The sequence below is a fragment of the Pseudomonas sp. Irchel 3E19 genome (genome assembly GCF_900187585.1).
Lineage (GTDB): Bacteria > Pseudomonadota > Gammaproteobacteria > Pseudomonadales > Pseudomonadaceae > Aquipseudomonas > Aquipseudomonas baetica.
The window spans coordinates 76,502-88,189 of sequence record NZ_FYDT01000029.1; the positions used below are offsets into that span (position 1 = coordinate 76,502).

12 protein-coding genes and 1 pseudogene are annotated in these 11,688 nt (G+C 60.0%); 3 read left to right on the plus strand and 10 right to left on the minus strand.

Annotation, left to right across the window (positions count from 1 at the left end):
• Nucleotides 1–9 precede the first annotated feature (9 nt).
• The 5 genes from CKW18_RS18610 to CKW18_RS18630 are packed head-to-tail and all read right to left on the minus strand — an operon-like array spanning nt 10 to nt 3,858.
• Nucleotides 10–840, minus strand: a complete 831-nt coding sequence (locus CKW18_RS18610; protein WP_095190145.1) for a DUF2797 domain-containing protein — start codon at nt 838–840, stop codon at nt 10–12.
• On the minus strand, nt 837–1,097 hold the full coding sequence (locus tag CKW18_RS18615; protein ID WP_060540507.1) for a YeaC family protein: 261 nt from the start codon (nt 1,095–1,097) through the stop codon (nt 837–839). Before CKW18_RS18615 ends, CKW18_RS18610 begins: the two co-directional genes overlap by 4 nt.
• A 33-nt stretch (nt 1,098–1,130) precedes the next feature.
• A complete protein-coding gene (locus tag CKW18_RS18620; protein WP_095190146.1) occupies nt 1,131–2,000 on the minus strand; it encodes a rhomboid family intramembrane serine protease in 870 nt (289 codons plus the stop codon).
• On the minus strand, nt 1,997–2,971 hold the full coding sequence (locus tag CKW18_RS18625; RefSeq protein ID WP_370872657.1) for a metallophosphoesterase: 975 nt from the start codon (nt 2,969–2,971) through the stop codon (nt 1,997–1,999). Before CKW18_RS18625 ends, CKW18_RS18620 begins: the two co-directional genes overlap by 4 nt.
• A complete protein-coding gene (locus CKW18_RS18630; protein ID WP_003224174.1) occupies nt 2,968–3,858 on the minus strand; it encodes an NAD(+) kinase in 891 nt (296 codons plus the stop codon). The genes CKW18_RS18625 and CKW18_RS18630 overlap by 4 nt, the downstream gene beginning before the upstream one ends.
• A gap of 115 nt (nt 3,859–3,973) precedes the next feature.
• On the opposite strand from CKW18_RS18630, the gene CKW18_RS18635 reads away from it, so the two are divergent.
• Complete coding sequence (locus CKW18_RS18635; protein ID WP_095190148.1) at nt 3,974–4,924, plus strand: DUF1853 family protein; 951 nt, start codon at nt 3,974–3,976, stop codon at nt 4,922–4,924.
• Between the two features lie 130 nt (nt 4,925–5,054).
• Here the strand turns inward: CKW18_RS18635 and CKW18_RS18640 are convergent, their stop codons facing one another.
• Both CKW18_RS18640 and CKW18_RS18645 read right to left on the minus strand, forming a co-directional pair.
• The gene (locus CKW18_RS18640) at nt 5,055–6,338 is read right to left on the minus strand and encodes an arsenic transporter (RefSeq protein WP_095190149.1); all 1,284 of its coding nucleotides are present in this window, start codon (nt 6,336–6,338) and stop codon (nt 5,055–5,057) included.
• Nucleotides 6,339–6,508: 170 nt separating this feature from the next.
• The gene (locus tag CKW18_RS18645; RefSeq protein ID WP_095190150.1) at nt 6,509–7,066 is read right to left on the minus strand and encodes an NADPH-dependent FMN reductase; all 558 of its coding nucleotides are present in this window, start codon (nt 7,064–7,066) and stop codon (nt 6,509–6,511) included.
• Between the two features lie 182 nt (nt 7,067–7,248).
• On the opposite strand from CKW18_RS18645, the gene CKW18_RS18650 reads away from it, so the two are divergent.
• Together CKW18_RS18650 and CKW18_RS18655 are read left to right on the plus strand one after the other, a co-directional pair.
• Nucleotides 7,249–7,485 (plus strand): hypothetical protein, encoded by a 237-nt coding sequence (locus tag CKW18_RS18650; protein WP_095190151.1) that lies wholly within the window; start codon nt 7,249–7,251, stop codon nt 7,483–7,485.
• An 85-nt stretch (nt 7,486–7,570) separates the two neighbouring features.
• Nucleotides 7,571–8,464: a LysR substrate-binding domain-containing protein gene (locus CKW18_RS18655; RefSeq protein ID WP_095190152.1), complete on the plus strand. Its 894-nt coding sequence runs from the start codon at nt 7,571–7,573 to the stop codon at nt 8,462–8,464.
• On the opposite strand, the gene CKW18_RS18660 is transcribed toward CKW18_RS18655, so the two are convergent.
• The 3 genes and pseudogenes from CKW18_RS18660 to CKW18_RS18670 all read right to left on the minus strand — a co-directional run.
• Nucleotides 8,430–9,044, minus strand: a complete 615-nt coding sequence (locus tag CKW18_RS18660) for a GNAT family N-acetyltransferase (protein WP_095190153.1) — start codon at nt 9,042–9,044, stop codon at nt 8,430–8,432. The two genes, CKW18_RS18655 and CKW18_RS18660, sit on opposite strands and share 35 nt — an antisense overlap.
• 14 nt (nt 9,045–9,058) lie before the next feature.
• Entirely contained in the window at nt 9,059–11,314 is a 2,256-nt protein-coding gene (locus CKW18_RS18665; RefSeq protein WP_095190154.1) for an Orn/Lys/Arg decarboxylase N-terminal domain-containing protein, read from the minus strand.
• 171 nt (nt 11,315–11,485) lie between these two features.
• Nucleotides 11,486–11,688 (minus strand): annotated as a pseudogene (locus CKW18_RS18670) (IS110 family transposase); the annotation flags it as partial.

Here is an 11,688-nt window from a genome sequence, read left to right on the forward strand (position 1 = left end):
CTGGAATCCTTATTGATGCACGGCGAGCTGATAAGCCGTGTACTTGCGAATGTTGATCACGCCGGTGTCGAAGATCAGGTACTGGCCCTTGATCCCGAGCAGCGTGCCTTCGGCAATCGGGTTCTTGTCCAGGTTGAAGCTGACGATTTTGGCCGGGTATTGCTCGACCGGATAGCGGATTTCGAGAGGTTCTACATCGGCAATCGTCTGAATAGCTTGTAGGCCGAATCGCTCTTGCAAACTTTGCAGGCCTTCGGCGCAGCTTTCGAACAACTGATCGCGCACTTGCGCCAGATCGACCGCCACCGCATCGCCCTTGAGCAGTGCACGCCAGTTGGTCTTGTCCGCCACCTGGCTACGGAACAGGTCTTCGACGAAGCCCGACTGCTGCCGCGTTGACACACGCATGATCGGCAACGCCTGACTCGCGCCCTGATCGAGCCAGCGGGTCGGCAACTGAGTTGCACGGGTGATACCAACCTTGATCCCCGACGAGTTGGCCAGGTAAACCACATGGTCAGTCATGCAGAACTGTTCGCCCCACGCCGGATCCCGGCAGGTGCCGGCGTCAAAGTGACAGCGCTCCGGGCTCATGATGCAGAGGTCGCACTGGGCCAGTTTGGTCATGCAAGGGTAGCAATAACCCTGACTGAAACTGGTTTTGGTCTTGCGTCCGCAATGGGTGCAGTGAATCGCCCCCAGGTATTCCAGACGCACGGTGGTGCCGATCATTGGATTGACCGGCACCTCGACGTCGTCCAGACGAAATGCGTATTGCACGTTCGGCCCGTCCAGGCGCGCCGACATTTTGCTGATTGCACCGCGGCCAATCTCGATCAATGGATGGCATCCGACTTGAACAGGATGTTCGGCACTTCGATCGACTTCGACGCACATTCTTGCGGGCCCATGTAACCGGTGCGCTGGTCTTCAGGCAGGTTCTGGATTTCCCAGGCGATCATCGCCTGCAACGACAGCTCGCGCTGTTCGGCGGTGAGCTTGCCACCGTCCGACCACTTGCCGATTTCCACGGCCAGCTTCAGGCTCTCGTAGATGTCCGGGGTGATGTTCTTGATCATTTCGTTAAAAGAGGACATCAGGGTCTCCGTGCTCTTTATTCACTGAAAATTTTAGGCGGCCAGTTTACGGCGGTTATACAAACCGCCCAACAAACCGGTGAAGCATCCGATGAGTAACCCGCCGACATGGGCGGCGTTGGCAATTTCGCCGAAACCGATCATCGAGATCAGCCCGGACATGCACACCAACAACCACACCAGCATCATCAGCAACACGCCGCGCGGCAAACGATAGGCCGGGTTCGGTGACAACAACTGGAAGATCCAGCAGTGACCGAGCAAACCGTAAAGCACGCCGGACAGGCCGCCAAACAAGGTCGCGCCGCTCCAGGCGAACTGCGCATAGTTGGAAACGAGGCTGAACAGCAACGTCAGGCCGATCAGATTGATACTGCCCTGACGCGACTCGATGCGCCGGCCCAGTTCCCAGTACCACATACCGTTCATGGCCAGGTGCAGGATGCCGAAGTGGATCAGCATCGGCGTGACCAGACGCCACCACTGCCCCGCCGCCAGGCTGTCGGCCAACGGAGTGAAGTGGATGTATTCGCCGATCACACGGAAATCGAGGAAGGTCAGCCAGCGCAGGGTTTCCAGGTTTTCACCCAGAAAGGTCAGGCCGCCGACGATCAGGCACAACAGCAGAATGAAGCCAGTGGCCTTGGCGTATTTCAGTTGCTCGGCAAAGCTCGGGCGCTTGAAGGTCGGGGCAACCGGGACGTCCAGTTGCTGATCGGGATCACCGGCCGGGAAGCGCTCGTACAGCGAGCGCACGTCTTCGCTGATCTCCGCAGGCGCCCACAACACTTGTCCGCCCGCCTCTTCGCTGACCCGATGTGGCACTTGCATACGTTGCAACAACTGGACGAAACCACTCAGATCCACCGCCAGTGGCAGACGCAATACCGCTACCGCACTCATTGCAGCACCTCCGGCCGCTCAACATCGACCCAGACAAATTTATGCGGATCGAGGCGGGTTTCCTGATCCAGACGATAGGCGACGAGTTTGCCGTAGAGCACCGCGCTGTAGTCCAGGCAGGCGAGATTCGGGCGGATCGGCGCCGGTTTGCCGCTGCGCCAGTAATGACCGACGAACAGTAACGGCTCATCAACGCCGTAGCGCAGCAGGGAATTCTTTTCGGTTGAAGTCAGCGGCGTTTGCGCGACTGGCTCGGGCAGTGCGTCGGGCTGAAAGACGATGTCGCCGTAGGTTTTCGGGTCGTCTTCCCAGAACTTGGTGCGGAAGAACGAACGCACCAGACCGTCGCCGCTGGTCATGGTCTGGCCGTCGGGCAGGCGCATGTCGGTGCCACGCAGCAGGCGATCGAACACGGTGCAGGCAAAGCTGCCGGGCACGGCCGAGGCCTGGAGGAAATGCTCATCGATGCGCGCATCGGGAAACAGGCCGCGCAGCGGTTCGATCAGGCCGGCGTCCCAGCAGGCATGCACCACACGGAAACGCCCGGCATCCACCACCAGCGGCAGTTCATAGAACCACTGTTGAAAGTCGTGCCAGTCGCCGGGATGGTCTTCGAACTGTGTCAGGGTTTCATGGAGCAAACGCGCGTGACGCGGCGTGTGTTCGCGCACGAACTGCTTGCCGCTGCCCGGCGGCGCCGGCGTGCTCCAGCCCAAGGCGTTGAATTCGTGGTTGCCCATGATGCACAAGGCCTGACCGGCCTCGACCATGTCGTGAACGATGTGCAGCGCCTCGCGAATGCGCGGGCCACGGTCGATGATGTCGCCGACAAACACGGCCATGCGCGATGGATGCCGCCAGACCCCGCCCTGCTTGTGATAACCGAGACGGTCAAGCAGGTGTTCCAGGGTCAGGGCGCATCCGTGCACGTCGCCAATCAGGTCATAACTGCGCGCGGGATCGAGCATCAGTCGCCTCCACCACCCAGCTTGCTGCCCCAGCCGAGCTTGGTGCGGCAGACTTCGTAATAGTTGTGGTCGAGCGGGTGAATCAGGCGCAGCTTCTGCGCTTTTTTGCTGACGGTGATGGTATCGCCCGGTGCACAGGTGAAGTGGTTCTGCCCGTCGCAGGAGACCTGCGGGTAAATCTGCATGTTTTTCGACACGACGATTTTCAGCTCACTGTTGCCATCGACCACAATTGGCCTGCTCGACAACATATGGGGGTACATCGGCACGATCACAATGGCATCGAGCTTGGGATGCATGATCGGCCCGCCGGCGGACAGCGCATACGCGGTGGAACCGGTCGGGGTGGCGACGATCAGACCGTCGGCCTTCTGGCTGCAGACGAACTGGCCGTCGATATACAGCTCGAACTCGATCATCCGCGTCGACTTGCCGGGGTGCAGCACCACATCGTTGAGCGCATCGCCCTGACCGATGGCCTCGGCATGGCGGCGAACTTCGGCTTGCAGCAAGAAGCGGTTTTCTACCAGGTAATGGCCGTCGAGCACCTTGGCCACTTCGACTTCCAGCTCGTCCGGGCGAATATCGGTGAGGAAACCAAGGCTACCGCGGTTGATCCCCAGCACCGGAATATTGTGCTTGGCCAGCGCCCGTGCGGCGCCGAGCAGGCTGCCGTCACCGCCGACGACGATGACCATGTCGCAGACTTCGCCAAGCATCTTGCGCGACGAGGTTTGCAGCCCGTGGCCCGGCAGCACTTCGGCGATGGTGTCTTCGAGGATCACATGCAGGTGACGATCGAGCAGAAAGCGTTTCAGTCGGCGGACGGTATCCAGCACCTGGGAACTGCCCAGGCGACCGATGATGCCGATATTACGAAATTGCTCCATGGGACCTCTGCGGACAATCGAAAACGCGAAAAACCCGATTATGGGCGAAAGCCGCCGTTAGACAAAATCCTTTCAGCCTCAAGGGTGGGCTTGTGTTTAAGGCTATGCTCGCAAGATGATCCTATTTCCCGACCTGCTCCAGTTACCCCACCAATTGCGCCATCCCGAAGTGCGCGATCTGGCGTGGGTGATCCTCGCCCCGCCGATGCTCGCCACCACGCCGTGGCCGCAGCGCCACCCCTTGGCCGGTAGTGACTGGGTGGCCGATCCCCAGCGCCTGGAGCAATGGCTGCGCCAGCTTGATCACGACAGCTACGAATTGCTGCACTGGTTGTCCCAGGCGCGCACCCGCCGTCTGGGCCTGTATTACGAGCGCTTGTGGCAGTTTGCCGTGAAGCATGCGCCGGGCATCGAGCTGATCGCGGCGAATCTGCCGATCCGTCGCGAGGGCCACACCCTGGGTGAACTGGACATGCTGTTGCGTGACCGCGATGGCGTGCATCATCTGGAACTGGCGATCAAGCTCTACCTCGGCCCGCAAGAAGGTGATGGGCATGACCCGGCGCAATGGCTGGGGCCGGGTTGCCATGATCGACTGGATCGCAAACTGGCGCATCTGGCCGAGCATCAACTGCCGATTTCGGCGCGCCCGGAAAGCCGCGAGGTCCTGGCGGCGCTGGATATCGAAGTGTTCAGTGCGCAGCTGTGGCTGGGCGGTTATCTGCTGTATCCATGGCCCGGCACGGCGGCATCACCGAGCGGCGCGCATCCGCAACATTTACGCGGCAGTTGGCTGCATCAGAAGGATTGGCCGGCATTTGTCGACCAACGTCCGGCCGGGCGCTGGCAACCCCTGCCCCGCCACGCCTGGCTGGCGCCGGCGCATTACCCGGCGGATCAGACCTGGGCTGCGGAGCATTTGCAGATGTGGCTGGAGGATCTGGAACCGCTGGCCCCGGCGCAGCTCATGGTGCGCCTGATCGAGAATGCACAGGGCGAATGGGAAGAGGCGGAACGCTTGTTTCTGGTGTCCGATCTTTGGCCGAATGTGCCCGGCCAGGCCTGAAAATTTCAGTGCCTGACCCGGCCTCTTCGCGAGCAGGCTCGCTCCCACATTTGGACTGCATTTCAAATGTAGGGAGAGGCGATACATCCCCCTGTGGGAGCGAGCCTGCTCGCGAAGGGGGCGACTCGGTTTAAAGGGATAAACGCACAGCCAAAGCCGCCAACGTCACCAACAACACCGGCACCGTCAGCACAATCCCGACCCTGAAGTAATACCCCCAGCCAATATGGATCCCCTTGCGCTCCAGCACGTGCAGCCACAGCAACGTCGCCAGACTGCCAATCGGGGTGATCTTTGGCCCCAAATCGCTGCCAATCACGTTGGCGTAGATCATCGCCTCCTTGACCACCCCGCAGGCCTGACTGGCATCAATCGACAGCAGGCCAATCAACACCGTCGGCAAATTGTTCATGATCGACGACAGCAGCGCCGTCAGCACGCCGGTGCCCATGGCCGCGCCCCACACGCCGCCACCTGCGAAAACGTCCAGCCAACCGGAGAGGTACCCGGTCAACCCGGCATTGCGCAGGCCGTACACCACCAGATACATGCCCAGCGAGAAAATCACGATCTGCCACGGCGCTTCTTTCATCACCTTTCGCGTGGAAATCTTGTGGCCACGAGCGGCGATGCCCAGCAGCAACGCCGCACAGACCGCGGAAATCGCGCTGATCGGGATGCCCAGCGGCTCGAGGGCAAAACAGCCCACCAACAAGATCGCCAACACCGCCCAACCGGCATAAAACGTGGCTTTGTCGTGAATCGCGGTTTGCGGGTGTTCGAGCTGTTCGGGGTCGTAGGCCTTGGGAATGTCGCGACGGAAAAACCACAGCAGCATGCCCAGTGTCGCCGCCACGCTGACGAAGTTGACCGGCACCATCACCGCCGCGTAGCGGTTGAAGCCGATGTGAAAGAAGTCCGCCGAGACGATATTGACCAGGTTCGACACCACCAGCGGCAGGCTCGCGGTATCGGCGATAAACCCTGCACCCATGACGAAGGCCAGGGTCGCCGCCGGCGAGAAACGCAGGGCCAGCAGCATCGAAATCACAATGGGCGTGAGGATCAACGCCGCGCCGTCATTGGCGAACAGTGCCGAGACCAGCGCACCGAGCAGCACCATGAAGGCAAACAGCTTGCGCCCGCTACCCCGTCCCCATCGCGCCACGTGCAGCGCAGCCCAGTTAAAGAAGCCGGCCTCGTCGAGCAACAGACTGATGATGATCAGCGCCACGAAGGTGCCGGTGGCGTTCCAGATGATTTGCCACACCAGCGGGATGTCGCTCAGGTGTACCACGCCGAAGATCAGCGCCAGCACCGCGCCCAATGTCGCGCTCCAGCCGACGCCGAGGCCTTTGGGTTGCCAGATCACGAGGGTAATGGTCAGCAGGAAAATCAGTGACGCAGCGAGCATCCGTAACAGCCTTCATAGAGTGAGGTAAAAAGGCCACGACGAGTGCCGAGCCAAAAAGATGACCTGTGGGAGCAAGCCTGCTCGCGAAAGCGCACTGTCAGTCGCCATTGATGCAACGGCTGACGACGACTTCGCGAGCAGGCTCGCTCCCACAGGGGATTTCGCTGAAGTTACTTTTTGTGTTGCTCTACGAATTGACCATAAGCATCAATGAATTTTTGCAGGAACGGCTTGACCGTTTCGCTCAATTTTCCTGCCTCATCGAACGCCGAACCTGCCCCGCCCAGATAGGCCTCTGGCTGCTGCATGCACGGCACATCAAGAAAGACAAACGATTGGCGCAAGTGCTGGTTGGCACCAAAACCACCAATGGCACCGGGCGATACGCTGATCACCGCACCCGGCTTGCCACTCCAGACAGCTTTGCCATAAGGCCGCGAACCGACGTCGATGGCATTCTTCAACGGTGCGGGTACCGAACGGTTGTATTCCGGCGTGACAAACAGCACCGCGTCGGATGAACCCACTTTTTGCCGAAAAGTGCTGTAGGCTGCCGGCGGTGAATCACCGTCGATGTCTTCGTTGTAGAGTGGCAGATCGCCGATTTCGACAATCTCGAGCTTGAGATTCGCCGGGGCCAGTTCAGCCAGGGCCAGGGCAACTTTGCGGTTGATCGAAGCTTTACGCAGGCTACCGACCACTACGGCGACGTTGTAGACATTGCTCATGGAAGACTCTCGATGTCCGTGGGAGGAGCCACAAGTTATAGATGATCCGGTGCCGGTTCCACCAGCAGGCGAAGCAAATTCACGCCCGTTGATTATTTTTTTCCTGTAGGAAAACTTACAGGCCTTGATGACGGTCTACCAAGCCGCAAATCAAGCGTTTTATCTCCAGAGGTTCTAAGCAGATGGCAGCAGTACTCGTCGGTCAGTTCCATGCAAGAGATGCGGAAGGCCGCGTTTATTCCGTGCATGAATTCCAGGAATCCACTCCGTCGGCAGACGGTCTCGCTGGCATGGAGCCTGTCACCACCTACAAGCTGGCCATTGGCGATCGTGTCAACAAGATTGATGACAACCAGTTTGAACTGGTTCAGTCGGGTGTCATGTTGACCCGCGAACCTGAGCCAATCGTCGCTCAATAACCGTGTGTTATGAGCAGAAGTCATATGCGCAGACTTGGGGTAGGATTCAGCCTCTGACCCCACCTGCTGAACATGGACTTCACGCATGCGTTTACGTCATATCGAAGTGATTCAGGCGCTCTTGCAGACCGGTCACCTGGGCACCGCTGCCGAATGGCTGGAGTTGCCGCTGGCCGAGGTCGAAGAGCGTTTGCGTGAAGCCGAGAGTCAGTTGGGTTTCATGCTGTTCGCCAGCGTGCGCGGGCGCCTGCAATCGACGCCCGAGGCGCGGGCATTGCAGGCACAAATCGCGCACGTTTATGCAGCGCTGGAGCCGGTGCAACGCCTGGCCAGCAGCCTCAAGCAATACCTCGCCCCGCCCGTGCGCATCATCGGCACCCCGCCACTGACCCAGCAATTATTGCCACAAAGCCTCGCCGCCCTGCGCCGACGCCTGCCGGATGCACCGTGTAGCCTGCTCAGTGCGCCAACACGCGACATCGTTCGCAGCCTGTTGCTGCGCGAAAGTGATCTGGGCTTGAGCCTGCACGATCCGGAACATCCCGACATTCATTGCCAGCCATTGGCCTTGGGCAAGCTGCAATTACTCGCGCCCCACGGCTGGCTGCAACCGAAGCAGAAATACATTTCCCTGCAGGATCTGGCCGGGCAAGCGATGGTCGGCCTCGAAGGCCAGGACCCACTGAGCCCGGCGCTGGAAAACAAACTACAGGCCTTGCGCCCGGCGCCCAGCATTCAGACCCGGGTCCAGACCCACCAGATGATGCGCAGCATGGTCGAAGCCGGTGAAGGCCTGGCGATCGTCGATCCGTTCACCGCGCTGGGCGCACGTGCCGCAGGCCTTGATGTGTGCCCGCTGTCACCGGCCGTTCCCGTCAGCCTGTATGCGCTGACCTTCAAGCACGCGCCAACACCGGCTTCGATTCAGACCTTGCTGGCGATCCTCACGGAACAAGCCGAGGCGATGCTGTCGAACTGAGCGATTTTTCCAGCGGATTATCGAACAATCGATACCAGAACAACGCCACTTCGGCGGTGTTCGGATCTATGCCGCGATAACGCAAATGGTCGACACCGCCAATCACATACCCGCAACGTTCATACAAACGACAGGCGCCGAGGTTATTGTTCTGGGTTTCCAGCATGATCCCCGGGAGCTTTTTCTTGCGGCTCCAGAATTGCGCGACATCCAGCAACGCCTTGGCCACGCCATGGCGACGGGCCGGTGCGTGCACCGCCAGTTCGTCGATATGGGCAAAGCCGTTCCAGTTGGTGCTGATCACCAGATGGCCAACCGGCTCGTCATCGAGGTAGGCCATGAAAATCGCGCTGTCCGGGGCGTCGCGAAAGCTGCTGAACTCTTCGGGATCGATGCCATAACATTTGCGGTACGGCACAATCGGCGTCACCGGCCATTGCTCCACCGGTTTGCCGATCACCGCCGTACCGTACGCGGCGACCTCAAAACTGAAGTCACAGCCCCAGATGTAAGGCGCGAAGCCTTCATCGGCGACCCGCACCGACAGGCCTGGGTATTTTGGATTCATCACCGGTTGCATGCTTGCAAAACTCCTCATTCCTTGACGCAATCGACGGTGTACTGCCGCCCACTGCCTTCATCTTCATGTTGCAGTCCATGCACATCGGCGACAAAACCGGGAAAACTGCTATCGAACGTGCGGGCAAATTTCAGGTAATCAATGATCGAGCGGGTCGATTCGGTAAAGCGCTCACCGGGCATGATCAACGGGATCCCCGGCGGATACGGCACCAGCATCACCGCCGCAATCCTGCCTTCCAACTCATCGATCGGCACCGCCTCGACTTCACCGCGCACCAGATGATCATAGGCGTGAGCGGGGTTCATGGCGATTTCCGGTAGCACTGTGTACATGCGTTTCAGGTGTTTGGCGGTGGCATTGCTGCGGTAGCAGGCGTGCAATTGGTCGCACAGATCCCGCAGGCCCATGCCGCGATAACGCGCCGTGTCTTCCTGAGCGACACACGGCAGGCACGTCGCCAGACTGACGTTGGCGTCGTAACTGCGTTTGAACTCCAGCAACTCGGTGAGCAGCGTGCTCCATTTGCCTTTGGTGATGCCCATGGAGAACAGCACCAGAAACGAATACAGCCCGGTCTTTTCAACCACCAGCCCGCGCTCCCAGAGGAACTTGCTGACCACCGCCGCCGGAATGCCCTTCTCGCTTAACGCACCACCCGCGTTCAGCCCCGGCATCACCAGCGTGACTTTGATGGGGTCGAGCAGTACGTAGTCGTCGGCAACTTCGCCGAAACCGTGCCAGTCGGCATCCGGTTGCAGCAGCCAGTCAGCGGTTTGCACACGGTCGATGCCCTCGACACCCGGCGGCTGCCAGATCGAAAACCACCAGTCATCTGCCGCGATGTGCTGGCGCAGATTGGCCAGCGCCCGGCGGAAGCTCAGGGCTTCGTCGAAGGTTTCCTGCAACAGCGAGCGTCCGGCCGGGCCTTCCATCATCGCTGAGGCCACATCCAGCGAGGCGATGATGCTGTATTGCGGCGAAGTGGAGATGTGCATCATGAACGCTTCGTTGAAACGATCTCGATCCAGTTGCCGCGCGCCGCCGTCCTGCACATGAATCATCGAGGCCTGACTGAAAGCAGCGAGCAGCTTGTGTGTGGAGTGGGTGGTGAACACCAGCGGGCTGTCTGCGCTGCGCGAAGTGGCCATGCCGTAGCGCCCGGTGAAGAACTCGTGGAACGCCGCGTAGGCATACCAGGCTTCGTCGAAATGCAGCACCTCGACGCTATTGCCCAGGTGTTGCTTGATCAGTTCGGCGTTGTAACAGAGCCCGTCGTAGGTCGAGTTGGTGACCACCGCCAGTTTGACCTTCGGCGCGCGCCCCTTGGTCAGCGGGCTCGCGTCGATCTTGGCCTGGATCGATTCGCGGCTGAATTCGCTCAGCGGAATCGGCCCGATAATCCCCAGCTCATTGCGCTCGGGGCACAGGTACAACGGGATTGCGCCGGTCATGATGATCGCGTGCAACACCGACTTGTGGCAGTTGCGATCGACCAGCACCAGATCGTCGCGAGCGACCATGGAGTGCCAGACGATCTTGTTGGCGGTCGAGGTGCCGTTGATCACGAAAAAGGTGTGATCGGCGCCGAAATTACGCGCTGCCCGCGCCTCGGCCTCAGCAAGCGGGCCAGTGTGATCGAGCAGCGACCCCAACTCCGGCACCGACACTGACAAGTCCGAACGCAAGGTGTTTTCACCGAAGAACTGATGAAACGCCTGCCCCACCGGACTTTTGTGATACGCCACACCGCCACCATGACCGGGGGTGTGCCAGGAATAATTGGAGTCGGCGGTGTGCTGCACCAAGGCCTTGAAAAACGGCGGCAGCAACCCGTCCAGATACTTGCGCGCCGCCCGCGCCACTTGCCGGGCGAGGAACGGCACGGTGTCTTCGAAAAGATAGAGAATGCCGCGCAATTGATTGAGTTCGGCCATGGCATCGGCCGGGGCGTTTTCCAGGGTGACTTGCTCGCCCAGGGCAAAGATCGGCAGATCCGGCGCACGCACCCGCGCCAGGCCGATCAGTTCGGCCATGTTCTGCAACAGATGGGAGTTCGTGCTGGCGTCCTCGGCGGCGATCAGCATGCACGCGAGGCCATGATGGGTCGAAGCCACCAGACGCCCTTCGGCGTAATCGGTGGCCGAAACGATACTGAAACCTTCCTGCTCCAACTCCCGGGCGATGCCACGGATACGGTCACCGGCGACCGTGTCGGCCTTGATGTCGCGATGGACGATCAGCACCGGAAACTTCAAATCTTTGTACATGGGGCTCAGTGTCCTGAGGCGGCGGATTCGAATCTACCAATGCACTCAGGGTAGAGGGTTGCAGCGAAAGTCGCGAGTGTGGCCACTTGTCAGTACTGCCAAAAGCAAAAAATCGCAGCCTGCGGCAGCTGCTACAGAAGAATGCGATCTCTGTAGATACCGTCTTGCCCCTCATCGGGCAAGGGCAATTTTCGGGTCGAATGGCTGGCCCGATTTAAGAACGGCGTAGACAAAATGTAGGAGTTTGCGCATCGCTGCACAGATGATTTGCTTGGGGGCCTTGCCGTTGGCCTTCAAGCGGTCCTTCATGGCGATGATTGCTTTGTTGTGCTTCAGTGCAACCAATCCAGGCATGTATAGACCCGCCCGAACGC

What these genes read in the sequence shown, in the direction of transcription:
- CKW18_RS18650 (WP_095190151.1), top strand. Translation starts at nt 7,249, where the DNA reads ATGGCAGCAGTACTCGTCGGTCAGTTCCATGCAAGAGATGCGGAAGGC.
- CKW18_RS18615 (WP_060540507.1), bottom strand. Translation starts at nt 1,097, where the DNA reads ATGTCCTCTTTTAACGAAATGATCAAGAACATCACCCCGGACATCTAC.
- CKW18_RS18645 (WP_095190150.1), bottom strand. Translation starts at nt 7,066, where the DNA reads ATGAGCAATGTCTACAACGTCGCCGTAGTGGTCGGTAGCCTGCGTAAA.
- CKW18_RS18635 (WP_095190148.1), top strand. Translation starts at nt 3,974, where the DNA reads ATGATCCTATTTCCCGACCTGCTCCAGTTACCCCACCAATTGCGCCAT.
- CKW18_RS18640 (WP_095190149.1), bottom strand. Translation starts at nt 6,338, where the DNA reads ATGCTCGCTGCGTCACTGATTTTCCTGCTGACCATTACCCTCGTGATC.
- CKW18_RS18620 (WP_095190146.1), bottom strand. Translation starts at nt 2,000, where the DNA reads ATGAGTGCGGTAGCGGTATTGCGTCTGCCACTGGCGGTGGATCTGAGT.
- CKW18_RS18665 (WP_095190154.1), bottom strand. Translation starts at nt 11,314, where the DNA reads ATGTACAAAGATTTGAAGTTTCCGGTGCTGATCGTCCATCGCGACATC.
- CKW18_RS18630 (WP_003224174.1), bottom strand. Translation starts at nt 3,858, where the DNA reads ATGGAGCAATTTCGTAATATCGGCATCATCGGTCGCCTGGGCAGTTCC.
- CKW18_RS18655 (WP_095190152.1), top strand. Translation starts at nt 7,571, where the DNA reads ATGCGTTTACGTCATATCGAAGTGATTCAGGCGCTCTTGCAGACCGGT.
- CKW18_RS18660 (WP_095190153.1), bottom strand. Translation starts at nt 9,044, where the DNA reads ATGCAACCGGTGATGAATCCAAAATACCCAGGCCTGTCGGTGCGGGTC.